Origin of the sequence: Pseudomonas sp. GM30 (genome assembly GCF_000282275.2) — a bacterium.
GTDB lineage: Bacteria > Pseudomonadota > Gammaproteobacteria > Pseudomonadales > Pseudomonadaceae > Aquipseudomonas.
This window is the reverse complement of record NZ_AKJP02000011.1, coordinates 208,900-233,721: the sequence shown is the minus strand read 5'-3', so window position 1 is coordinate 233,721 and position 24,822 is coordinate 208,900. Positions and strand designations below refer to the sequence as shown.

General features: G+C 59.6%; 19 protein-coding genes. 7 read left to right on the top strand and 12 right to left on the bottom strand.

What is annotated here, in order from left to right:
* The first annotated feature begins 26 nt into the window (after nt 1-26).
* The 5 genes from PMI25_RS08745 (at nt 27) to nadA (ending at nt 7,211) form a co-directional block, all read left to right on the top strand.
* Nucleotides 27-2,225, top strand: a complete 2,199-nt coding sequence (locus tag PMI25_RS08745) for an iron-containing redox enzyme family protein (protein ID WP_007962043.1) — start codon at nt 27-29, stop codon at nt 2,223-2,225.
* Nucleotides 2,222-2,839 carry a LysE family translocator gene (locus PMI25_RS08740; RefSeq protein ID WP_007962045.1) on the top strand — a complete coding sequence of 206 codons (618 nt, stop codon included), beginning with the start codon at nt 2,222-2,224 and terminating at the stop codon, nt 2,837-2,839. The genes PMI25_RS08745 and PMI25_RS08740 overlap by 4 nt, the downstream gene beginning before the upstream one ends.
* On the top strand, nt 2,836-4,668 hold the full coding sequence (locus tag PMI25_RS08735) for a carbamoyltransferase family protein (RefSeq protein WP_007962046.1): 1,833 nt from the start codon (nt 2,836-2,838) through the stop codon (nt 4,666-4,668). The genes PMI25_RS08740 and PMI25_RS08735 overlap by 4 nt, the downstream gene beginning before the upstream one ends.
* A gap of 79 nt (nt 4,669-4,747) precedes the next feature.
* Complete coding sequence (locus PMI25_RS08730) at nt 4,748-5,794, top strand: SGNH/GDSL hydrolase family protein (protein WP_238547073.1); 1,047 nt, start codon at nt 4,748-4,750, stop codon at nt 5,792-5,794.
* A gap of 358 nt (nt 5,795-6,152) precedes the next feature.
* Nucleotides 6,153-7,211, top strand: coding sequence for a quinolinate synthase NadA (gene nadA / locus PMI25_RS08725; protein WP_007962053.1), 1,059 nt, complete (start codon nt 6,153-6,155; stop codon nt 7,209-7,211).
* Nucleotides 7,212-7,346: 135 nt separating this feature from the next.
* Here the strand turns inward: nadA and PMI25_RS08720 are convergent, their stop codons facing one another.
* From PMI25_RS08720 to arcD (PMI25_RS08665), 12 genes are all read right to left on the bottom strand, one after another.
* Nucleotides 7,347-7,835, bottom strand: a complete 489-nt coding sequence (locus tag PMI25_RS08720) for an RDD family protein (RefSeq protein ID WP_007962054.1) — start codon at nt 7,833-7,835, stop codon at nt 7,347-7,349.
* 97 nt (nt 7,836-7,932) lie between these two features.
* On the bottom strand, nt 7,933-8,145 hold the full coding sequence (locus PMI25_RS08715) for a cold-shock protein (RefSeq protein ID WP_003237709.1): 213 nt from the start codon (nt 8,143-8,145) through the stop codon (nt 7,933-7,935).
* Between the two features lie 403 nt (nt 8,146-8,548).
* A complete protein-coding gene (gcvT, locus tag PMI25_RS08710; protein WP_007962055.1) occupies nt 8,549-9,673 on the bottom strand; it encodes a glycine cleavage system aminomethyltransferase GcvT in 1,125 nt (374 codons plus the stop codon).
* Between the two features lie 51 nt (nt 9,674-9,724).
* On the bottom strand, nt 9,725-11,101 hold the full coding sequence (locus tag PMI25_RS08705) for an L-serine ammonia-lyase (protein ID WP_007962056.1): 1,377 nt from the start codon (nt 11,099-11,101) through the stop codon (nt 9,725-9,727).
* 201 nt (nt 11,102-11,302) lie between these two features.
* Nucleotides 11,303-14,155 (bottom strand): aminomethyl-transferring glycine dehydrogenase, encoded by a 2,853-nt coding sequence (gene gcvP / locus PMI25_RS08700; protein WP_007962058.1) that lies wholly within the window; start codon nt 14,153-14,155, stop codon nt 11,303-11,305.
* 11 nt (nt 14,156-14,166) lie between these two features.
* Entirely contained in the window at nt 14,167-14,550 is a 384-nt protein-coding gene (gene gcvH, locus PMI25_RS08695) for a glycine cleavage system protein GcvH (protein ID WP_007962059.1), read from the bottom strand.
* A gap of 437 nt (nt 14,551-14,987) precedes the next feature.
* A complete protein-coding gene (locus PMI25_RS08690; protein ID WP_007962060.1) occupies nt 14,988-16,496 on the bottom strand; it encodes a sigma-54-dependent transcriptional regulator in 1,509 nt (502 codons plus the stop codon).
* Nucleotides 16,497-16,706: 210 nt separating this feature from the next.
* Nucleotides 16,707-17,069, bottom strand: a complete 363-nt coding sequence (locus PMI25_RS08685; RefSeq protein WP_007962061.1) for a DUF5064 family protein — start codon at nt 17,067-17,069, stop codon at nt 16,707-16,709.
* A gap of 63 nt (nt 17,070-17,132) precedes the next feature.
* Entirely contained in the window at nt 17,133-18,062 is a 930-nt protein-coding gene (gene arcC, locus PMI25_RS08680; protein WP_007962062.1) for a carbamate kinase, read from the bottom strand.
* A gap of 192 nt (nt 18,063-18,254) precedes the next feature.
* Nucleotides 18,255-19,265, bottom strand: coding sequence for an ornithine carbamoyltransferase (locus tag PMI25_RS08675; protein ID WP_003227481.1), 1,011 nt, complete (start codon nt 19,263-19,265; stop codon nt 18,255-18,257).
* Nucleotides 19,266-19,333: 68 nt separating this feature from the next.
* Nucleotides 19,334-20,590: an arginine deiminase gene (gene arcA / locus PMI25_RS08670; protein ID WP_007969294.1), complete on the bottom strand. Its 1,257-nt coding sequence runs from the start codon at nt 20,588-20,590 to the stop codon at nt 19,334-19,336.
* A gap of 31 nt (nt 20,591-20,621) precedes the next feature.
* The gene (arcD, locus tag PMI25_RS08665) at nt 20,622-22,049 is read right to left on the bottom strand and encodes an arginine-ornithine antiporter (RefSeq protein ID WP_007969296.1); all 1,428 of its coding nucleotides are present in this window, start codon (nt 22,047-22,049) and stop codon (nt 20,622-20,624) included.
* Between the two features lie 423 nt (nt 22,050-22,472).
* Between arcD (PMI25_RS08665) and arcD (PMI25_RS08660) the strand changes: the two genes are divergently transcribed.
* The gene (gene arcD / locus PMI25_RS08660; RefSeq protein WP_007969298.1) at nt 22,473-23,900 is read left to right on the top strand and encodes an arginine-ornithine antiporter; all 1,428 of its coding nucleotides are present in this window, start codon (nt 22,473-22,475) and stop codon (nt 23,898-23,900) included.
* Entirely contained in the window at nt 23,897-24,760 is an 864-nt protein-coding gene (locus PMI25_RS08655) for a DNA-3-methyladenine glycosylase family protein (protein ID WP_007969299.1), read from the top strand. The genes arcD (PMI25_RS08660) and PMI25_RS08655 overlap by 4 nt, the downstream gene beginning before the upstream one ends.
* Nucleotides 24,761-24,822: the final 62 nt, after the last annotated feature.

Below are 24,822 nucleotides of genomic sequence, written 5' to 3'. Positions count from 1 at the left end.
CAATGCCATCAATCAAGGATCGAATAATGGCCGGTAGTACTTCTGCGTTACCTGATGACGAAGTGCCGAGTTTTCTGGCGATCTCTTCGACGGAACTCTCGACGCTGCGATATAGCCCTCGTCAATGGTTTTTCAGGCTGATTAACCAGGAACAGAGTCATGGGCTGATGGAGTTGGTCTGGAACAATATCGATCAATATCTGAATCCTCATCGCGCGGTGGGCGAGGCTGCAGATCTTGCTGCGTTTATTGTTGCGGGACAGCGCGATATCCAGGCACTCGGGGCGCAAATTCGTCAGGACATGCCAGACACTCTTCACGATGCGCCGCAGCGACGTCATTTTTACTATCAATATGCGCCGCTGTTTAAAACCCTCGGTGGCTGGCTTTGCGGCGTGACTTCGATCGCCTACGCGTGGCGCAAGGATGGTGGTTTGCTGCTTCAGACACATGCGCGGCTGGTCGGGGGAGGGTATCCGTCCTTGAGCCAGAGCTATTTGTTCGAGCAGGCCGCACGGCAGGCAGGGGTACACTTGAATGAAGTATTCGCGAACAGTTTCAGTCATGACCCGAACATCGAGGGCGCCGCTTACGAGCTACCGGTGTTCTTGCTAGGCCTGGCAAGTTTTCCAGCGACACGGTTCGCCGAAACCCTGGGCGTCAATCTTGCAATGTGCGGTTATCTCGATCAGCTCAACATCCTGTGCGCGCAAGCGGGCAACCCTGTCTTTGGCTGTTCATCCAGCGACCGGTATTGGCCGGCGGCGGCGGAGGCCATTGACTATTTCCTGGCGCAGGTCGATTCGCAGGCGCATGACCGGATCGCCACAGGCTTTGCTTGCGCACTGAGTCTGATTCAGAAAAGTGAAAAACGCCTGGCCAGTGAACTCAAGGATGAAGCGCGTTTCAGTAATGCGGCGGCCATGGTCGCATTGATTGAAAAACTGGGTCCTCATGGCTGCGGTTATCACAAGCGTGGGCAACTGGCCGACCAACCGATCGACCATTGGCTGGATCCGCAAACCTTCAATGCGCAGGCGACGATTCAGGCGCTGGCGAACTCTCGTTACGTCAGGGCTGGCCAGCCGGGAAAAAGCGCGTTGATGAATCTCATCAGTCACCCGAAAGGCAGGATGTTCGGGGTTTTTTCTGCGCAAGATATTCAAGTCGTCGATACCTGGATCGCATCGCTGAACAGAGAGAGCTTGAGTGTTGTTGCTCCGCCGCCGCTGACCGCTCCATCTCCTGAGCAATCGGCAACGCTTTGCGAAAAAGCACTGGCTCAAGCCCGGCAACTGGCACTGGCCAAGTATTCCGATTATTCGCTACAGCAGCTTTACCCCCTGTTCCTTCATATTGACAAGGCGCCTGATGCCCTGCCGGCAGCCAGGCTTTTTGCCGAGCGGTGGTTGGCACGCCATCAACAGGCTGTGCGCAGTGAAGGACTGCCGTTCAATGTTTACAGCCATCAACGATTGGATCAGTGGTTAGCCGCGCAGCACAAGCGACAGGTTGAAAGCTACCGACCATTGACGCAGGCACCCGAAGAAAGTCGCGAGGAGATTATTGCCGACGCGACGCGGCTGGCGCCCTTGACCCTGATCGATGGTGCCTGGCTGCGAAACATCGTCAAGCCGGCGATTGTCACCAGTCCGATCGGCGCATTGCTATACCGCACTCTGATCGACGAGCTCGGCCAAGGCGATACAGCGCTCCATCACGGCAATATCTACCAGGAGCTGCTGGCCAGTATGGGAGTCGATGTCGGGACGTTCACGGCTCGGTCCTTTGCTGCATCCACGCATTTTGACGACGACTGTCTGCAGGTTCCGGTGTTCTGGCTAGCCATTTCACTGTTTCCGCAAAGTTTTCAACCGGAAACCCTGGGTTTGAATCTCGCCATGGAACTGTCGGGTGTGGGAGGCGAGTATCGCCGTTCGGCTGACGTCTTGCGGCACTACGGCTTCAACTCGATGTTTACCGACCTCCACAACACCATCGACAACGTGGTCAGTGGCCACACAGCCTGGGCCATCGAGGCGATCAAACTACATCTGGATGATGTGGCGCAGAACGGTGGGCAAACGGAACTCGCTCACCATTGGCAGCGCGTCTGGATCGGCTACCGTGCGTTGAGCCCGCCCGAAGCGTCACTGCTGGCCGCGCTGCGTGACTTTACCCGACGCAGTTACAACAAAATCACACAACGGCAGGATGCATTATGAGCTACGGATTTCTATCTTTCATTTTGGCGGTACTGGTCATCAACCTGGCGCCCGGGCCAGCGATGCTGTACGTGATGAACCAATCGCTCAAGCATGGCGTGAGGACCGGTTTGCGGGCGGCGGCGGGCGTTGAGTTTGGAGTGTTTTTCTACGTGTTGCTGGCAGCATTCGGCCTGGTACTGATTTTCAAGGAAGTGCCGCTGCTGTATCGCGCAGTGCAGATTGCCGGGGCTTTTTACTTGTTGTATCTGGCCTATATTTCCTGGCCCCGCCGTCCTGTTGGCGGCACGGCTGAAGGCAGCGAAATCCCGCCAGCGCCAGCCAGCTATGCGTTTAGCAAAGGCATGCTGATCAACCTGTCGAACCCCAAGATCGGCCTGTTTTTTATCAGTCTGCTGCCGCAATTCGTGCCGTCCGATGCGAGTCCTGCGTGGCTGCATTTTCTGCTTTACGGGCTCATTTTCAATATCGGCGGGATTCTGGTGAATATGACGGTCGGGCTGACCGCGCATTCATTGCGAGGCGCCATCCAGCGCGCCACCTGGTTTGACTATCTGCCGCCCGTGCTGTTTTTCGCCATTGCGATTTTCGCCTTCGTGCAGGGGGTGGTATGAGTTACATTCTTGGAATCTCGGCGTTCTACCATGACAGCGCGGTGGCCCTGCTGAAGGACGGAAAAATCGTCTGCGCATTGCAGGAAGAGCGTTTTTCACGGGTCAAACAGGACAAGCGCTTCCCGGCCAAAGCCTTGCTCGCCTGCCTGGATCAGGCAGGTATCACGCTGGCGGATATCAGCTGGCTGGCCTATTACGAAGACCCGAGCATCAAGTTCGAGCGAATCTGCCACACCTACAAGAGCAATTTCCCGCGAGGCGCTCTGGCGTTCGCGCAAAACTACACCCGCTTCGTCGCGCGAAAGGACGTCAAGGGCATCATCGCTCGCGAACTGCAGACGCTATTTCCCGGCGTGGCAATGCCCCCGTTGTATCTGTGTCAGCATCATTTGAGTCACGCGGCTTCGGCGTTCTATCCGTCACCGTTCCAAGATGCAGCTGTGTTGTGTGTCGACGGTGTAGGGGAGTGGTCGACCACTACCGCCTGGCATGGCACCGGTAATCGTCTCGAACCGCTGTTCGAGGTTCGTTTCCCTCATTCTCTTGGCTTGTTGTATTCGGCATTCACCTATTACTGCGGGTTCAAGGTTGACTCCGGCGAATACAAGCTCATGGGGCTGGCGCCCTACGGTGAGCCGAAATATGTCGAGACCATTCTGGAGCATCTTATCCGGATCGAAGACGACGGCATTTTCACGCTGAATCGCCAGTACTTCGATTATGAGGTGGGCGAACGGATGATCAGCGATGCCTTTGAGACCTTGTTCGCTGGCCCGCCGCGCGAACCCGAGGCTCTCATCACTCAACGGGAAATGGATTTGGCGGCCTCCATCCAGGTGGTCACCGAACAGGTCATGCTCGGACTGGCCCGCAAGGTCAAGGCAATGACCAACGCCGAGCATTTGTGCCTTTCCGGTGGTGTGGCCCTGAACTGTGTGGCCAACGGCAAACTGTCCAGATCCGGGTTATTCAAAAGTTTGTTCATCCAGCCAGCCTCGGGGGATTCCGGGGGCTCTCTTGGCGCCGCGTTGCAATGCCATTTTGAAAAGACCGGGATGCAACGTCAGGCGGACGGCACCGAGGACAGCATGCAAGGTGCCTATCTTGGCAATGCTTACAGTGATGACCAGATCGAACAGTACCTGTGTGAGCTGAAAGCCAACTATCAAAAGCTCGATCCGTTGGCCTTGATCGAGGCGACGGCCGCGCGGTTGGCCGAAGACAAAGTCATCGGATGGTTTCAGGGGCGCATGGAATTTGGCCCACGCTCTCTCGGCTCGCGATCGATTCTGGGGAATCCTCGCTCGGAGCACATGCAGAGCGTCATGAACCTGAAAATCAAGAATCGTGAGTCGTTTCGCCCGTTTGCCCCAGTGGTTCTGGCCGAAAAGGCGCACGAATGGTTCGATCTGGATCAACCGTCGCCCTACATGTTGATCGTCGCGCCGGTACAGCCTGACAAGCGAGAGCCAAACGTGAATGACGTCGGCTATATCGGTATCGAGAAGCTCAAGCTCAAGCGCTCGCAAATACCGGCAGTGACTCACGTGGACTTCTCCGCTCGGGTGCAGACCGTGGATGGCAGACACAATTCGCGATTTCGACAGTTACTCAGCTCATTTGCCGAGCGGACGGACTGCCCGGTACTGATCAATACCTCGTTCAACGTTCGGGGGGAGCCGATCGTTGAAAGTCCGGAAGATGCCTACCGCTGCTTCATGCGCACGGAAATGGATTGTCTGGTGATCGGTCAGTTTCTGCTGACCAAGTCCGACCAGCCTCAATGGAATGAAGAGACCGACTGGAGAACGCACTATGCCCTTGACTGACAAACCCGAACTGAATCACCACCAGGCGGTGCAGGAGGTCTACAGGTGGACCCCGCAAATCCGTGATTACGATAGCTTCATGCACATCGGCGCGCGCTGGGTGCCCTATACCATGTACTTCCATGAAAAGAACTTTCGTTCGCCGACGATCAATACCGACGCATTCGGATTTCGTTACAGCGAATATGAAGGCCAGCGGTTTTCGGTCACTGAGCTTCCGGCCAATGGCAAGATCAACTTGCTGGTAGGCGGTTCGACCGCACTGGGTGTGGGCGCTACGCGCGATGCGTTTACCGTGGCTTCCAGGCTCAGCGAGTTGACTGGCGAGGTGTGGCTGAATTTTGCCGGCCGGGGCTACAACTCTACCCAGGAATTATTGATGTTCCTCATGCATCAGAAGCGTCTGGGCAATATCGGTCATGTCGTGGTGTTCAGCGGCATCAACACCCTGGCTCTGGAGGGTATCCCGGACGAGTTCGCCAGCGAGCATGGGCGTTATTACTACTCGTTCGAATTTCAGCATTACATGAATAAATTCAATGAGGACATGCAACGCAAAAAGAACTCGTTCGGTTCCAAGGGGGGGGAGTCCTGGCTGCAGCGCTGCAAGAAAGCATTGTTCTATGAAAACCCGGCGGATGAAGTCATCACCGACGAGGGGATCTCGCTGGACGAACGTCTGGAGCGCGCGGCTGATTCCATCACCGACGCATTGAAGCAATGGCAACTGCTGCTGTCGGGCAGTGGCGCTACCCTGAGCTTCGTCCTTCAACCCCTGTCCCACTGGTGCCGGGATCAACTGACGGCGGATGAAGAAGCTGTATTCCATGCCATCGACAGCTGTCCGAACAACTTCTACCGGCTATTCAGCGGCGTACTGGGCAAGGAAGTGCACGCGCCGTTTTTCGCGCATATTCAGGCGAAGGCCGGTGACATCCGCTGCCTGGACATGAATTCCATGCTCAAGCAGTCGCCGGTCTTCAACGAAACCCTTTTTGTCGATCGCGTCCACTTCAATGACCTGGGCAACGAGCAATTGGCAAAACTCATCAGTGCCGAACTAGGCCTCTATCGGGAGCAACAGCATGGGCATCATTCGAAAAATCTTGAGTCTGTTCAAGCGTAAGAAAAAGAAACGTGGCGGTTCCATCTACCCGCTGCGCTAGATCGGCAAATCCGGCAGGCAAGATCGCAGCTATTTACGCGATCTGCTGTATCTGGCGGTTCGGCAAATCCGGAGGTCTCCAGGCGCGGGAGATTTCCGGATTTTTTTTGCCTGTGATTCAGCTGCCTGTCCTTTCATTGTTGCCTGCGCCGACACAGGTCAGAATCATCTTTTGTATCAACGGGATATTCTGTAGCCTTGCGCAGCTTCAACGCTGTCCGTGCCTGATAAAACTCACTCTCCCGGCGGTACCCTCAAGCGGTCCGGAGCCGGGTGTATACTCGACTTTCGCGCGAAAGCGCCTGCAGGTCTTGCGAACATGACGCAGATTTCCGAACGCCTTCTGGTTCAAGCCCACCTCGATGCCAAACAGCCCAAACCGCTGACTGCCGAGGAAGAGGCCTACTACCGTTCCGCCATCGCCGCCGAGCTCAAGGCTCAGGACGCGGTGCTGGTGGCTCACTTCTATTGCGATCCGGTGATTCAGGCCCTGGCCGAAGAAACCGGCGGCTGTGTGTCCGACTCCCTCGAAATGGCGCGCTTCGGCAACGCTCACCCGGCCAAGACTGTGGTGGTCGCCGGCGTGAAGTTCATGGGCGAGACCGCGAAGATCCTCAACCCGGAAAAACGCGTGCTGATGCCGACCCTGGACGCGACCTGCTCGCTGGACCTCGGTTGCCCGGTGGACGAGTTCTCGGCGTTCTGCGATCAGCACCCGGAGCGCACGGTGGTGGTGTACGCCAACACCTCGGCTGCGGTCAAAGCCCGGGCTGACTGGGTGGTGACGTCGAGCTGCGCGCTGGAGATCGTCGAAAGCCTGATGGACAACGGCGAGACCATCATCTGGGGCCCGGACAAGCACTTGGGCACCTACATTCAGCGTAAGACCGGCGCTGACATGCTGCTGTGGGACGGCGCGTGCATCGTCCACGAAGAGTTCAAATCCAAGCAGCTCGAAGACATGAAAGCGCTGTACCCGGACGCCGCGATTCTGGTGCACCCGGAGTCACCGACTTCGGTGATCGAACTGGCGGATGCCGTCGGTTCCACCAGTCAGTTGATCGCTGCCGCGCAAAGCCTGCCGAACAAAACCCTGATCGTCGCCACCGACCGCGGCATCTTCTACAAGATGCAGCAGCTGTGCCCGGACAAGGTCTTCATCGAGGCGCCAACCGCCGGTAACGGCGCCGCGTGCCGCAGTTGCGCACATTGCCCGTGGATGGCCATGAATACCCTTGAGCGCACGCTCAAGAGCCTGAAGGAAGGGTCGAACGAGATCTTTGTCGATCCGGCGTTGATTCCGCAGGCGATCCGCCCGTTGAAGCGCATGCTGGATTTCACTCAGGCGGCGCGGATGAAGCTGGCCGGTAACGCCTAAGTTCCAAAGGCAAAAAACAAGACCTGTGGGAGCGAGCTTGCTCGCGAAAGCGGTGTATCAGTCATCATTTAGATTGACTGACACGACGCCTTCGCGAGCAAGCTCGCTCCCACAGTGGTATCTGGCTTCTGGAAACTATTTGACCTTCTTCGGAACTCGCACCACGCGTGTATCGGAATACATGTCGTGCCAAGTGCGCTTCTGCTTGTCGAACAGCGACCAGAAGAATCCGAGCCCCACACACAGCCATGAAGCGATCGACACCATAAAGCGCAGCAGCGCCTGCCACAGGCTGATCGCGCTGCCATCGGCGTTCTGTACGCGGATGCCCCACACCTGCATGCCCAGTGTCTGTCCGCCGTGGGTCCAGAACTTGGCGAAGAACGCGAACAGCACCAGCAGCAACACTGTGGAATACAGCGGATCGCCGTCCATTTTTCCGGCGTCAGTCAGCACGCGCAGGCGCTCTTCACCGATGATTGCTGCCTGGATCAACTTGTAGACGAATCCGGTGACGATCAGCAGGGCGGTGCATAGTAGAAAGTCATAGAATATCGCGGCCAGGCGCCGGCCGAGGCCAACGGCAGGAAAGTCGCCCTGGGGAGTGAGCAGGTTCTTCGACATGGCAGCCTCTGGACGCAAAATGAAGCACCATTTTACGGATTCGCGCGCACAAAAAAGCCCCTGATATCAATATCAGGGGCTTTTTCGTTACAGAAGATTAGCCTTCTGCTTGTACTTCATCAGCCTGCATGCCTTTCTGGCCTTGCACAGCAACGAAGGTCACTTTCTGGCCTTCTTTCAGGCTCTTGAAGCCGTTGCCCTGAATAGCGCGGAAATGCACGAACAGATCCGGACCGCTTTCTGGAGTGATAAAACCAAAACCTTTCTCGTCGTTAAACCACTTGACGGTACCGCTCTGACGTGTCGACATTTCTTATTTCCTTTGACGCATAAATTGATGACAGTCTCTTTCTCATGAAAGAGTACTGGGGCTGGTTGCAGGAGAGTAAGAAGACGTCGAGCGGGATGTAGCTAACTTGTAGGCTACTGCCCAGGTCACGATTCCAAGCTGACCCATGCAAACACAGTGGACAAACTCTACGCCAACTACGGGAGAAAAAACAAGCCCCGCGAAGGCCCCGGTTTTCCTGCCCCTGCTGGCAGTTAGTCAGCCTACTAGTGCGGCTTGGACGAATAGCTTGTTCAAAAGTTTTCGAACGTTATAAGCAAAGTTCATAATCGAATCAGATGTTAGAAAATGCACTTTTTTGTGGCGATTGCGTTACACATTAGTGCACGCATAACGCAATCGCGTTACTTATAGAAACAATCAATCAACCACGATAGTAGCGTTGTGGAACAAATGGCATTTTGCTTACAAGCATTTGCACCTTTTTCCCACGAACGATGGCCCAGACTGGCGTATCCAGGGTGACATAAGCGCTGTCGAGGTAACCCATGGCCAACGGCCCGCCCAGGGTCGGACCAAAGCCACCGCTGCACACGCTGCCGATGATTTCGCCGGCTTCGTTGACGATTTCAGCGCCCTCACGCACCGGCGTACGCTCCTGTGGCAGCAGGCCGACGCGTTTGCGCGCGACGCCGTTCTGCTGCTGAGCGAAAACTGTCTCTGCCCCAGGGAAGCCACCGGCCCGTGCGCCGTCGGCGCGGCGTGGCTTGGAGATCGCCCACAACAGGCTGGCTTCGATCGGCGTGGTCTCGGTGTTCATGTCGTGGCCATACAGGCACAGGCCGGCTTCCAGGCGCAACGAGTCGCGGGCGCCGAGGCCGATGGCCTGAACTCCCGGTTCGGCCAGCAGGGCGCGGGCGAGTTTTTCTGCGTCGGCGGCGGGTACCGAGATTTCGAAACCGTCTTCACCGGTGTAACCCGAGCGGCTGACGAAGCAATCCACGCCCAGCAATTGCACGCGGTTGAACTGCATGAAGGTCATCTTCGCCACCTCTGGCGCAAGACGCGCCAGCACAGTGACCGCAGCCGGACCTTGCAACGCCAGCAGTGCGCGGGCTTCGAACAGCTCCGTAATGGTGCACTGATCGCCGATGTGTTGTTGCAGATGCGCCAGGTCCTGATCCTTGCACGCGGCATTGACCACCAGAAACAGCTCGTCGTTGCCGAGGTTGGCGACCATCAGGTCGTCGAGGATGCCGCCGTTGTCGTTGGTGAACATCGCGTAGCGCTGCATGCCCACCGGCAGGTCGATGATGTCCACCGGCACCAGGGTTTCCAGAGCCTTGGCGGCATTGGCGCCGGTCAGGCGGATCTGGCCCATGTGCGAGACATCGAACAGCCCGGCCTGCTCACGGGTGTGCTGGTGTTCCTTCATCACGCCCAGCGGGTATTGCACCGGCATGTCGTAGCCGGCGAACGGCACCATGCGGGCGCCGAGTTCGATATGCAGAGCGTGCAGCGGGGTTTTCGACAGTTGTTCGGTGGACATGCGGAACTCCTTGATTCACACCAACCCTCTCCCGCAGGGAGAGGGGGCTAATTAGCATTCGATGATGTTGACTGCCAGACCGCCGCGGGCGGTCTCTTTGTATTTGCTTTTCATGTCGGCGCCGGTCTGGCGCATGGTGCGGATGACTTTGTCGAGGGAGACGAAGTGTTGCCCGTCGCCGCGCATGGCCATGCGCACCGCGTTGATCGCTTTCACCGAGCCCATGGCGTTGCGCTCGATGCACGGCACCTGCACCAGCCCGCCAATCGGGTCGCAGGTCAGGCCGAGGTTGTGTTCCATGCCGATTTCCGCCGCGTTTTCGACTTGCTGCACGCTGCCGCCGAGCACTTCGCACAACGCGCCGGCGGCCATCGAGCAGGCCACGCCGACCTCACCCTGACAGCCGACTTCGGCGCCGGAAATCGAGGCGTTTTCCTTGTACAGAATGCCGATGGCGGCGGCAGTCAGCAGAAAACGCACCACGCCGTCGTCATTCGCACCGGGGATAAAACGCATGTAGTAATGCAGCACTGCCGGGATAATCCCTGCCGCGCCGTTGGTCGGCGCGGTGACCACGCGGCCGCCGTTGGCATTTTCTTCGTTGACCGCCAGTGCATAGAGGTTGACCCAGTCGAGCACCGACAGCGGATCACGCAGCGCCGATTCCGGGTTCTTGCACAGTTGCCGATGCAATGCCGCCGCCCGGCGTTTGACCTTCAATCCGCCCGGCAGAATGCCTTCGTTGCGACAGCCAGCGGCGACGCAGTCCTGCATCACTTGCCAGATTTTCAGCAGGCCGGCGCGGGTTTCCGCCTCCGGGCGCCAGGCACTTTCGTTGGTCAGCATCACCTGGCTGATCGACAGACCGTAGGTGGCGCAATGGCCGAGCAGGTCCTTGGCACTTTTGAACGGGAAGGTCAGCGGGGTGGCGTCCTCGACGATGCGGTCGGCTCCGGCCGCATCTTCATCAACGACGAAACCACCGCCGACCGAGTAGTACTCGCGGCTGCGGATCTGAATACCCGCCGCATCGAACGCACGGAAGATCATGCCGTTGGGGTGAAAGGCCAGCGGCTTGCGGATCATCGCCAGGTGTTCTTTTTCGTTGAACGCAATGCTGTGTTCACCGAGCAGATTCAGCCGGCCATTGCCGCGAATCTCTTGCAGGCGCGCGGCGACGGTTTCGGTGTCGACGGTGTCCGGGTGTTCACCTTCAAGGCCAAGCAGCACGGCTTTATCGCTACCGTGACCTTTACCGGTGGCGCCGAGGGAACCGTAGAGTTCGACGCGCACGCTGGCGGTGGCCGTCAGCAGGTTTTCACGGCGCAAACCTTCGGCGAAGCGCGCAGCGGCCCGCATCGGGCCGACGGTGTGGGAGCTGGAAGGGCCGATGCCAATCTTGAACAGGTCGAACACGCTTAACGACATGAGTGGTTCTCCGGTTTCTTGTTATAGGAATTGGCGGATTTTTGCGGCTGACCGCATTCCCTTGTAGGAGTGAGCCTGCTCGCGATAGCGGTGTTTCAGATAACAGTAATGTCGACTGATACACCGCTATCGCGAGCAGGCTCACTCCTACAGGGGATCTACGGTGTTTGCGGGATCAGCGATAACTGATCCCGCATCCGGTTAAGCGTAGCTTTCGATCGACGGGCAGGCGCAGACCAGGTTGCGGTCGCCGAACACGTTGTCGACACGGCCGACCGGCGGCCAGTATTTGCCTTCGATCAACGACGCTACCGGATACACCGCCTGCTCGCGGCTGTACGGGTGGGTCCACTCGCCGACCAGTTCTGCAGCAGTGTGCGGGGCGTTTTTCAGCGGGTTGTCGTCCTTGTCCAAAGTGCCGTTTTCCACCGCGCGGATTTCTTCGCGGATGCGGATCATGGCGTCGCAGAAGCGGTCCAGTTCTTCCCTGGATTCGCTTTCGGTCGGCTCGATCATCAGCGTGCCGGCGACCGGGAACGACATGGTCGGGGCGTGGAAGCCGAAGTCGATCAGGCGCTTGGCGACGTCATCGACGCTGATGCCGCTGCTGTCTTTCAGTGGACGCAGGTCGAGGATGCATTCGTGCGCCACCAGACCGTTGCTGCCGGTGTACAGCACTGGATAGTGCTCTTCCAGACGACGGGAAATATAGTTGGCGTTGAGAATTGCCAGTTGCGAAGCACGCTTGAGACCGGCGCCGCCCATCATGCGAATGTACATCCAGGTGATCGGCAGAATGCTCGCGCTGCCGAACGGCGCTGCGCAGACCGCACCTTCCTTGCGTTGCATCTGGCCATGACCCGGCAGGAACGGGGTCAGGTGCGACTTGACGCCGATCGGACCGACGCCCGGGCCGCCACCGCCGTGCGGAATGCAGAAAGTCTTGTGCAGGTTCAGGTGGCTGACATCGCCGCCGAACTTGCCCGGTGCACACAGGCCGACCATCGCGTTCATGTTGGCGCCGTCGATGTACACCTGACCGCCGTTGTCATGAATGATCCCGCAGATTTCGCGGATGCCTTCTTCGAACACGCCGTGGGTCGACGGGTAGGTGATCATCAGCGCGGCGAGGTGTTCGCGGTGCTCGATGGCTTTGGCGCGCAGGTCTTCGATGTCGACGTTGCCACGGGCATCGCACGCGGTCACCACCACGCGCATGCCAGCCATGTTGGCGGTGGCCGGGTTGGTGCCGTGGGCCGACGACGGGATCAGGCAGATGTCGCGGCGCTCGTCGCCACGGCTCTGGTGGTAGGCGCGAATCGCCAGCAGGCCTGCGTATTCACCCTGCGAACCGGCGTTCGGTTGCAGCGAGATCGCGTCGTAACCGGTGGCGGCGCAGAGCATCGCTTCCAGTTCATCGGTCAGTTGCTGGTAACCGGCGCTTTGCGCAGCCGGAGCGAACGGGTGCAGGGCGCCAAATTCGGCCCAGGTCACCGGGATCATTTCGCTGGCGGCGTTGAGTTTCATGGTGCACGAGCCCAGCGGGATCATGGTGCGATCCAGTGCCAGGTCCTTGTCCGCCAGTTTGCGCAGGTAGCGCATCAGCTCGGTTTCCGAGTGATAGCGGTTGAACACCGGGTGGCTGAGGATCGGCGACTGACGTACCAGCGCCGCCGGGAGGGTGCTTTGCACCGAAGCGGCCAGCGCAGCGAAGTCCGGCAGGGTCTTGCCGTCGGCGAACAGGCCCCACAGGGTTTCGATGTCAGCCTGAGTGGTGGTTTCGTCGACCGACAGGCCCAGACGCTCGGCATCGATCACGCGCAGGTTGATCTGTTGTGCATGCGCCTTGTCGTGCCGCGCGGCGGTGTGTGCGCCGGTGGCTACGGTCAGGGTGTCGAAGAAGCTGCTCTGCTCGACTTTAGCGCCCAGTGCGCTCAGACCCTTGGCCAGAATCGCGGTCAGGTGATGCACGCGGTTGGCGATCTGGGTCAGGCCTTTCGGGCCGTGGTACACGGCGTACATGCTGGCGATGTTGGCCAGCAACACCTGCGCGGTGCAGATGTTCGAGGTGGCCTTCTCACGGCGGATGTGTTGCTCGCGGGTCTGCATCGCCAGACGCAGCGCCGGTTTGCCGAAGCGGTCAACCGACACACCGACCAGACGGCCGGGCATGTCGCGCTTGAACGCATCCTTGGTGGAGAAGTAAGCCGCGTGCGGGCCACCGAAGCCCAGCGGCACACCGAAGCGTTGCGCCGAACCGATGGCCACGTCTGCGCCGAACTCGCCCGGGGCGGTCAGCAGGGTCAGGGCCAGCAGATCGGCAGCCACGGCCACCAGCGCGTTGGCGGCGTGGAAGCGCTCGGTCAGTTCGCGGTAGTCGAACAGGTCACCGTTGCTCGCCGGGTATTGCAGCAGCGCACCGAAGAACGGCGTGACATCGCTCAGCTCACGCTCATCGCCGACCACCACTTCGATACCCAGCGGCTCGGCTCGGGTGCGCAGCACGTCGAGGGTTTGCGGGTGGCTGTGGATCGAGGCGAAGAACTGGTGGCTGCCCTTGTTCTTGCTCAGGCGTTTGCAGAAGGTCATGGCTTCGGCAGCGGCGGTGGCTTCGTCGAGCAGGGAAGCGTTGGCGATCGGCAGGCCGGTGAGGTCGCTGATCAGGGTCTGGAAGTTCAGCAGCGCTTCGAGACGGCCCTGGGAAATTTCCGGCTGGTACGGGGTGTAAGCGGTGTACCAGGCCGGGTTTTCCAACAGGTTGCGCAGGATCGGCGACGGCGTGTGGCAGTTGTAGTAGCCCTGGCCGATGTAGGTCTTGAACAGTCGGTTTTTGCCGGCGATGGATTTGATCATCGCCAGTGCGTCGGCTTCGCTCAGGCCGTCGTCCAGGCCGAGCACGCTGGTGCCCTTGATGCTTTCCGGGATGACGCTGGCGCTCAGCGCTTCGAGCGAGTCGAAGCCGAGGCTGTTGAGCATGGCTTGCTCGTCACCGGCGCGCGGGCCGATGTGACGGGCGATGAATTCGTTGGCAGTGCCGAGGTTTACTTGGGTCATGTCGTTACTCCTCAGGCTTCGGCTTGGGCTTTGATCAGGCGGTCGTAGGCGTCTTGATCGAGCAGTTTGCCGACAGCGGCGGCGTCGCTTGGCTGGAAGCGGAAGAACCAGCCTTCGCCCAGCGGGTCTTCGTTGACCAGTTCCGGAGCGTCTTCCAGCGCCGGATTAACTTCCAGGACGTCGCCGTCGAGGGGCATGTACACGCCGCTGGCGGCTTTGACCGATTCCACGGTGGCGGCTTCAGCGCCTTTTTCGTAAGCCTGCAACTCAGGCAGTTGCACGAACACCACGTCGCCCAGGGCGTTCTGCGCGAAAGCGGTGATGCCGACAGTAACGCTGCCGTCAGCTTCGGTGCGCAGCCATTCGTGATCTTCAGTAAAACGCAACTCGCTCATGGAAACTCCTAAGGGGGCCAGACTCGTCTGGTGGACGCGGTGGAAGGCTTGGGCATGAAAGCCCTGATTTTATGAGCGGTTACTTAGCAAGAACGCGGCCAGATTGTATTTATCTATATAAATCAAATAGTTATGTGTTTCTGGTTGTGGTGGGAATGAGGCCTCTGTAGCGAAATCGCTACAGCTCGGGGCGGGGAGAAAAGCTGAAGCGGATCAAAGCCTTGCACAGCGGTGATTGGAGGAGAGTGTAGCGATATCGTTCCGCTGTAGCGCTTTCAGTACAGATGGAGGTCGTTTTTGAACGGATTTCGAATCCGTCACATCACCCTGTGGGAGCTGGCTTGCCAGCGATAGCGGTGGATCAGTCACCATCAATGGTGCATGTGCCGACGTCATCGCTGGCAAGCCAGCTCCAACAGGGGGAATTTACGGTGAATTTAAGACTTGCCCGGAATGCCGTACTTGCGCAGACGGTGGGCGATTGCCGTGTGCGAGGTCTGCAGGCGGCTGGCCAGTTGGCGGGTCGAGGGGTAGCTGACGTAGAGCTTTTCCAGCAGCGCTTTCTCGAAGGATTCGACGGCTTGTTCGAGGCTGTCGACGTCGCTGTCGGTCTGCCGCGCCACCGAGGTGCCGGCGATGTCGAGGTCACCGATATCGACCAGGCTGCTTTCGCAGATCGCGGCGGCGCGGAAGATCACGTTCTGCAGTTGCCGCACGTTGCCCGGCCAGCGGTTGCCGAGCAGCGCTGGATAGGTACCGGGCGCAAGGCGACAGACTGGACGCTGAATCTGCGCACACGCCTGCTGCATGAAATAGCGCGCCAGCAGCAGGATGTCCTGACCGCGCTCGCGCAGCGGCGGTACTTCGACGTTGAGCACGTTGAGGCGATAGAACAGGTCTTCGCGGAACAGCCCTTCGCTGACCATTTTTTCCAGGTCGCGGTGGGTCGCGCTGAGGATCCGCACGTTGACCTTCACTTCGCGATCACCGCCCACCCGGCGGAAGCTGCCGTCATTCAGAAAACGCAGCAGTTTGGCCTGCAAGTACGGCGACATCTCGCCGATCTCGTCGAGAAATACCGTGCCCTGGTTGGCCAGTTCCATCAGCCCCGGTTTGCCCCCGCGAGCGGCGCCTGTGAAGGCGCCAGGGGCGTAGCCGAACAGTTCGCTCTCGGCGAGGTTCTCCGGCAGCGCCGCGCAGTTCAGCGCGAGAAACGGCGCACTGTGTCGCGCACTGATCGCGTGACAGGCGCGGGCCACCAGTTCTTTGCCGGTGCCGGTTTCGCCTTGAATCAGCAGCGGCGCATCGAGGGCTGCGACCCGTTGCGCGCGGGCCTTCAACGTGCGAATCGCTGGAGATTCGCCGAGCAGTGCATCGAAACCTTCAGCATGGTCATGGTGCAACGCCGAGAGCTGTTCGCCGATGCGGTTCGGTTGATACAGGGTCAGCAGCGCACCGGCGTCGGTGATCGGTGTAGCGTCGAGCAGCAGGGTCTGGCCGTTGACGGTGATCTCGCGCAGCGGCAGGCGGAAGCCTTGTTCGAGCAGGGTTTCCAGCAGGCCGGGATCGTTGAACAGCTCCGAGACGCTTTCCCCCGCCGGTTCACGTCCGTACAGGGCGATCAGTGCCGGGTTGGCCAGCAGGACTTTGCCGGCGCTATCCAGCGCCAGCACTGGATCGGTCATCGCCGCGAGCAACGCGTCGAGCTGCAGGTGCCGACGCTGGCCGGGGAGGATGTCGACCACCACCACGGCCTCCACGCCGCGCACCCGGAACAACGCATCTTTGAGCTCTTCGAGCACTTGCGGGCTCAAGGTCGGCGCGTCGATGTAGACGTTGGGCGGAATCATCTCCACCGCATCCAGATTGAGATTGCGCCCACCGAGGATCGCCAGGACTTCCTGGGTGATGCCGACGCGGTCGATGAAGCTGACGTGGATACGCATGGGGGCGGTTCAGTGTTCTGCAGTGCGGAGGGGGGCAAGTATGCCTTGGGGCGGGGCAATGGTGAAACCGGACGCAGGATTTCAGGCAACACGGATCCCCTGTAGGAGTGAGCCTGCTCGCGATAGCGGTGTGTCAGATACCAACGATGTTGACTGATACACCGCTATCGCGAGCAGGCTCACTCCTACAGGGGATGTGCAACATCCAGGTTATTCGAAGTGCTCAAGATTGACCGGATCCCCGGATTGCATATTCAACTTCTGCCGAATGTCCTCAAACATCAGATCGTAATGCTTGTGCACCGAGCCGATCTGGCTGTGAGCCTTTGGAATCCCGTACTTTTCGGCAATCCGTGTCACGTCGCGGGCGAAGTTGTAAGCCTCTTCCTTGGGCAGGAAAAACGCTTCCTTCATGTCCTTGCCCTGCATGTTGCCGTGCAGGGTGAACTGTATCCCTTTGCCTTTTTGCGGATCGGTGAACACTTCATAATCGAGGCACAGGTCGTAACTGACGTCATCTGGCGTCAACGCATGTCGCTCGATGTGCAAATGACCGGGGTTGAATATGGCCATGGGTTTCTCCTTCTCAAGGCATGGGAGAAGGGCAGACCCTGGGCCTGCCCCCGGAGTTTCTAATTATCGATAGCTGATGCCCGGTTTCGCCGTGCTGACGCGAGTACCGGCAGTGCCCTGGACGATCGCTTCGATGTCCGCGAGCGAACCGATGACCGCGACCTTGCCAGTATGGCGCGCGAATTCGCAGGCTGCCTGCACCTTCGGCCCCATGGAGCCAGCGGCGAAACCGAGGCGTTCCAGTTCATCCGGGTGGGCTTCGGCGATGGCTTTCTGCGACGGCTTGCCGTAGTCGATGAACGCCGCGTTGACGTCGGTGGCGATCACCAGCAAGTCGGCTTCCAGTTGCTCGGCGAGCAGCGACGAGCACAGGTCTTTGTCGATCACCGCCTCGATGCCCTTGAGGTTGCGGTGCTCGTCGTACATGGTCGGAATGCCGCCGCCACCCGCACAAATGACGATGCTGCCCTTGTCCAGCAGCCACTTGATCGGGCGGATTTCGAAGATGCGTTTTGGCCGGGGACTGGCGACCACGCGACGGAATTTGTCACCGTCGGCGGCAATCGCCCAGCCTTTTTCGGCAGCGAGTTTTTCCGCTTCGGCCTTGTCGTAGACCGGGCCGATCGGTTTGGTCGGGTTCTGGAAGGCCGGGTCCTTGGCGTCGACTTCAACCTGGGTCAGCAGGGTGGCGAACGGCACTTCGAAGTCCAGCAGGTTGCCCAGTTCCTGTTCGATGATGTAGCCGATCATGCCTTCGGTTTCGGCACCGAGCACGTCCAGCGGGTAAGGGGTGACGGAGGTGTAGGCCGCCGCTTGCAACGACAGCAGGCCGACTTGCGGGCCATTGCCGTGGGCGATGACCAGTTGGTTGCCGGGATGGATCTTGGCGATTTGCTCGGTGGCGATGCGGATGTTGGCGCGCTGGTTGTCAGCGGTCATCGGCTCGCCACGACGGAGCAGGGCGTTACCGCCCAGAGCTACGACGATACGCATGGTGCATGTCCTTCTAAAACAGAGGAATGGCAAAAGATTCGAACACACTGTCGATACCGGGCACCTGTGGGAGCGAGCTTGCTCGCGAAAGCGTTGTGTCAGGCAACATCTTAGGCGACTGGCGCGCCGCCTTCGCGAGCAAGCTCGCTCCCACATTGGGTTCCATGTCCTTCAGTGGGAGCGGGGTGGTGGTTACAGATCAGCCAGGGTCGAGACCAGGATCGCCTTGATCGTGTGCATGCGGTTTTCCGCTTGCTCGAAGGCGATGCAGGCGGGCGACTCGAACACGTCGTCGGTCACTTCGATGCCGTTGGCCAGGTGCGGGTACTGTTCGGCGATCTGTTTGCCGACCTTGGTATCGCTGTTGTGGAACGCCGGCAGGCAGTGCATGAACTTGGTGCGCGGGTTGCCGGTGGCTTTCATCAGCTCTTTGTTGACCTGGTACGGCAGCAGTTGCTGGATACGTTCGGCCCAGGCTTCAACCGGCTCGCCCATCGACACCCAGACGTCGGTGTGGATGAAATCGACGCCTTTGACCGCCGCTTTCGGGTCTTCGGTCAGGGTGATGCGCGCGCCGGATTCTTCCGCGTATTTCTTGCAGCGATCGACTAGATCGTCATGCGGCCACAGGGCTTTCGGCGCGCAGATGCGCACGTCCATGCCGAGCTTGGCGCCGACCAGCAGCAGCGAGTTGCCCATGTTGTTGCGCGCGTCGCCGAGGTAGGCGTAGCTGATTTCGTGGATCGGCTTGTCGGCGTGTTCACGCATGGTCAGCACGTCGGCGATCATTTGTGTCGGGTGATATTCATCGGTCAGGCCGTTGAACACCGGCACCCCGGCGAACTTCGCCAGCTCTTCGACAATTTCCTGTTTGAAGCCACGGTACTCGATGGCGTCGTACATGCGACCCAGCACGCGGGCCGTGTCTTTCATGCTTTCCTTGTGGCCGATCTGCGACGAGTTCGGGTCGATGTAGGTGACGTTGGCGCCTTGGTCATACGCCGCCACTTCGAACGCGCAACGGGTGCGGGTCGAGGTTTTTTCGAAGATCAGGGCGATGTTGTTGCCCTTCAGGTGTTGCTGTTCGGTGCCGGTGTATTTCGCGCGTTTCAGATCGCGGGACAGGTCGAGCAGGTAACGCAGCTCGCGTGGGGTGTGGTGTTCCAGGCTGAGCAGGTTACGGTTGTGGATGTTAAAAGCCATGATGGATCTCCTTGGGTTTCGGTTATCCCCTTGGCCGCGCTCGATAAGGCGCGGCCAAGGCTCAAAGATTAGTAATCGATTGGGTCACGCACGATCGGGCAGGTCATGCAGTGGCCGCCGCCGCGTCCACGGCCGAGTTCGCCAGCGCTGATGGTGATGACCTCCACGCCGGCCTTGCGCAGCAGGGTGTTGGTGTAGGTGTTGCGGTCGTAGCCGATGACCACGCCCGGTTCCACGGCCACCACGTTGTTGCCGTCGTCCCATTGCTCGCGTTCGGCGGCGAAGCTGTTGCCGCCGGTTTCCACCACGCGCAGTTTCGGCAGGTTGAGGGCTTTGGCCACGGTGTCGAGGAAGCTGCCTTCTTCGCGGCGGATGTCGATGCCGCCCTGTTTGCTTTCGTCAGGGCGCAGGGTGAAGGCGACGATCTGGTTGACCACTTCCGGGAAGATCGTCACCAGGTCGCGGTCGCAGAAACTGAACACGGTGTCCAGGTGCATCGCGGCGCGGGATTTCGGCAGGCCGGCGACGATGACTTTTTCCACGGCTTTGTTCTTGAACAGGTTCAGCGCCAGTTGGCCGATCGCCTGACGTGATGAGCGTTCGCCCATGCCGATCAACACCACGCCGTTGCCGATTGGCATCACGTCGCCGCCCTCGAGGGTCGAGCTGCCGTGATCCTTGTCCGGATCGCCGTACCAGATTTCGAAATCGGCGTTGGTGAACTGCGGGTGGAATTTGTAGATGGCGGTGGTCAGCAGGGTTTCCTGACGTCGCGCCGGCCAGTACATCGGGTTCAGCGTCACGCCGCCATAGATCCAGCACGTGGTGTCGCGGGTGAACTGGGTGTTCGGCAGCGGCGGCAGGATGAAGCTGGAGTGGCCGAGGAAGTCGCGGAACATCTGGATGGTCTTGCCACCGAAGCTGTCCGGCAGATCATCGGCCGACACGCCGCCAATCAGGTATTCGGCGATGTGCCGCGGCTCCAGGCTCTTCAGCCAGGATTTCACTTCGCTGATCAGGCCCAGGCCTACCGAGTCGGCGGTGACCTTGCGCTCGAGGATCCAGTCCAGCGCTTCGGGGATGGCGACGATGTCGGTCAGCAGGTTGTGCATTTCCAGCACTTCAATCCCGCGTTCACGCATCTTGGTCACGAAGTCGAAGTGGTCGCGCTTGGCCTGGGCCACCCAGAGCACGTCGTCGAACAGCAGTTCATCGCAGTTGTTGGGGGTCAGGCGCTGATGGGCCAGACCTGGGGAGCAAACCATGACTTTGCGCAGTTTGCCGGCTTCGGAATGGACGCCGTACTTAACTTTTTCCGTGGTCATTGCAGTGATCCTCCAGATTACAAATCAAGGGTTACAAGGTCAGGAAGCCGTCGTAGAGACCGTAGGCAGCCACCAGGGCACCCACGACCACTGCGGCGAAAATCAGCTTCTCGACGTTAGTGAAAATCGGTTGTTTGAGTTCCAGCTTGGCCTTGGCGAACAGGATCGCGCCGGGTGCGTAGAGCAGGGCCGAGAGCAGCAGATACTTGACCCCGCCGGCATACAGCAGCCACACCGCGTAGATCAGCGCGATGCCGCCGATAATCAGGTCCTTGCGTCGTTCGGCCGCGAAGCCTTCGTAGCTTTCGCCGCGCACCGCCAGCAGCAGGGCATAGGCCGCCGACCACAGGTACGGCACCAGAATCATCGAGGTGGCGAGGTAGATCAGCGACAGGTAAGTGCTGGCCGAAAACAGGGTGATGATCAGGAACAGCTGCACCATCGCGTTGGTCAGCCACAGGGCGTTGACCGGTACGTGGTTGGCGTTCTCGCGGCGCAGGAACTCGGGCATGGTGTGGTCTTTGGCGGCGGCGAACATGATCTCCGCGCACAACAGCACCCACGACAGCAGCGCCCCCAGCAGCGAGATGATCAAGCCGACGCTGATCAGCACCGCGCCCCAGTGACCGACCACGTGTTCCAGCACGGCGGCCATCGACGGGTTCTGCAGTTTGGCCAGTTCCGGCTGAGTCATGATGCCCAGCGACAGCACGTTCACCAGCACCAGGAACAGCAGCACGGTGATGAAGCCGATGACGGTGGCTTTACCCACGTCCGAGCGTTTTTCCGCCCGTGCCGAGAAGATGCTCGCGCCCTCGATGCCGATGAACACCCACACGGTGACCAGCATCATGTTGCGCACCTGGTTCATCACGCTGCCCAGATCCGGGTTTTTCACACCCCAGATGTCGGCGGTGAAGATGTCCAGTTTGAAAGCGAAGATCGCGATCAGCACGAACAGCAGCAGCGGCACGACCTTGGCGACGGTGGTCACGAGGTTGATGAACGCCGCTTCCTTGATCCCGCGCAGCACCAGAAAGTGCACGGCCCACAGCAGCACCGAGGCGCCGATGACGGCGGCCACCGTGTTGCCTTCGCCGAAAACCGGAAAGAAATACCCGAGGGTGCTGAACAACAGAACAAAGTAGCCAACGTTGCCCAGCCAGGCACTGATCCAGTAACCCCAGGCGGACGAGAAACCCATGTAGTCGCCGAAACCGGCCTTGGCGTAGGCGTAGACACCGCCGTCCAGGTCGGGCTTGCGATTGGCGAGGGTCTGAAAGACAAAAGCGAGGGTGAGCATGCCGACAGCGGTGATGGCCCAACCGATCAGCACCGCGCCGACGTCGGCGCTGGCGGCCATGTTTTGTGGCAAAGAGAATATCCCGCCACCGATCATTGATCCGACTACCAAGGCAACCAGTGCACCTAGTCGTAGTTTTCCGGGAGCTTCAGACATTGCATGACTCCATTGCAGGAGAGAAGAGTTCACAGCGTAATGCTGTTGTCTGTTCAAACAGCTGACTTGGATCAGTTCATGGCCACATTCCATTGTTAATGAATGACTTATGAAACAACTGAAGGCATAACGCTATCGTCTGGAAGGCCCGTCCTAGAGGCCTTTGCCTGTTGTGGTTGGGAATTGGTCTTATTACTTTCGAATTATCACGCTAGTTGTTTTTCAGCTTTTGGCAAATTTTCAGCATCTGTTTTCAGTACAGAATTGATTTATTAGGATTCGCGCACAAAACTGTCTTAGCGTGCTAGGCGTTAGCGTCAGTCGCTATATATAAACGGGTGTTAGTCGGCATTACCTGATAAACGACATCTGGCATTAGCCGTTTAGTTAATAGTTGTTACAAATGAATTAAGGGAGACTGGAATGTCGCAACCGACGCAAAAGCTGCGACTGGGTGCGTTGATCGCCCTGGTGGTGGGTTCGATGATTGGCGGGGGGATTTTTTCCCTGCCACAGAACATGGCGGCCCGCGCCGATGCCGGGGCGATCCTGATCGGCTGGGGGATCACCGCCATCGGCATGTTGACCCTGGCGTTCGTGTTCCAGACCCTGGCCAACCGCAAGCCCGAGCTGGACTCCGGGGTCTACGCCTATGCCAAGGCCGGATTCGGCGACTACATGGGTTTCTCGTCCGCCTGGGGCTACTGGATCAGTGCGTGGCTGGGCAACGTCGGTTATTTCGTGTTGCTGTTCAGCACCCTCGGGTATTTCTTCCCGGTGTTCGGCCAGGGCAATACGCCGATCGCCATCGGCTGCGCCTCGGTGCTGTTGTGGGCGGTGCATTTTCTGGTGATGCGCGGGATCAAGGAGGCGGCGTTCATCAATCAGGTGACCACGGTCGCCAAGATCGTGCCGCTGATCATGTTCATCGTGATTGCGGCGGTGGCGTTCAAGGCCGACATCTTCACCCGCGATATCTGGGGCCGCAGCAACCCGAGCTTCGGCGGAGTGATGGATCAGGTGCGCAACATGATGCTGGTGACGGTGTTCGTGTTCATCGGCATCGAGGGCGCCAGCGTGTATTCGGCACGGGCGGAGAAACGCAGCGATGTCGGTCGCGCTACGGTGATCGGTTTTCTTGGCGTGCTGGCGCTGCTGGTGCTGGTCAACGTGCTGTCGCTGGGGATCATGAGTCAGCCGGAACTGGCGACCCTGCAGAACCCGTCGCTGGCGGCGGTGCTGGAACACATCGTCGGGCCATGGGGCGCATTGTTGATCAGCATCGGTCTGGCGGTTTCCCTGCTCGGCGCATTGCTGTCGTGGGCGCTGCTGTGCGCCGAAATTCTCTTCGCCACGGCCCGGGACAAGACCATGCCGGCGTTTCTGAAAAAGGAAAACGCCAATCATGTGCCGGTCAATGCGCTGTGGCTGACCAACGTGATGATCCAGATTTTCCTGCTGATCACGCTGTTTTCCGCCGGCACCTACACCAGCCTGATCTACCTCGCGTCGTCGATGATTCTGGTGCCGTACCTGTGGTCGGCGGCGTACGCGGTGTTGCTCAGCGGGCGCGGCGAAACCTATGAACACGCCTCGGCCGAGCGCACCAAAGACCTGCTGATCGGTGGCATCGCCCTGTGTTACGCGGTGTGGTTGTTGTACGCCGGCGGGGTGAAATACCTGCTGCTGTCGGCGCTGCTGTACGCGCCGGGCGTGGTGCTGTTCGCCAAGGCCAAGCATGAGCAGGGCGAGCCGTTGTTCACCACCGTGGAGAAGGGCATTTTTGCCTGCGTGCTGATCGGCGCGGGGCTGGCGGCGTATGGCTTGTACAGCGGTGTGTTGTCGCTGTGAGGTTGACGCTGGCTTATCAGCCGCCCTATGACTGGGACGCGATGCTCGGGTTTCTCGCGGCTCGGGCGGTGGTCGGAATGGAAACCGTGGTGGATGGCGTTTACTCGCGCAGCATCGGCCTGCGCGGGGTAAATGGCACGCTGTCGGTGTGGGCGGGCGCGGGTGATGCGCTGGAAGTCGAGCTGGATTGTCCTGATCCGGCCGTTGTGCCGGAGATCATTCAGCGTTTGCGTCGGATGTTTGATCTGGATGCCGATCTGGCATTGATGCATCGGCATCTGGCGAATGATCCGCTGCTTGCCCGATTGATTGCCGAGCGCCCGGGGCTGCGGGTGCCGGGGGCTTGGGACGGTCTGGAGCTGGCGTTTCGGGCGGTGCTGGGGCAGCAGATTACCGTGGTGGCAGCGATTCGCCTGGCGGGCAAACTGCTTGCGCACTATGGCGCGCCCTTGCGCTCGAAGGTGCCGGGCCTGACGCATGTGTTCCCCGAGGCCGGTGTGTTGGCGACGGCGGACCTGGCGGCGCTGGGCATGCCGAAAAGTCGCGGGCGAACGTTATCGGGCGTGGCGCAGGCGTTGCTGGATGATCCGCTGCTGTTCGAGCCGGGGCGCGCGGGCGGCGTGGCGCGGTTGCTGGCGTTGCACGGGATTGGCGAGTGGACGGCGCAGTACATCGCATTGCGGCAGTTGCGCGATATGGACGGCTTTCCCCATGGCGATGTCGGCTTGCTGCGGGCGCTGGAGGTGCTGGAAGGTGTGCGACCTGCGGCGCGGGAACTGGCGGATCGGGCTGAGGCCTGGCGGCCTTATCGCGGGTATGCGGCGCAGGTGTTGTGGACGTCTTTGAGCCGGGCTGACTGATCCTGAATTTGTGGTGGCTGGGCAGGCCTCATCGCGAGCAGGCTCACTCCTGCATTTGGAAC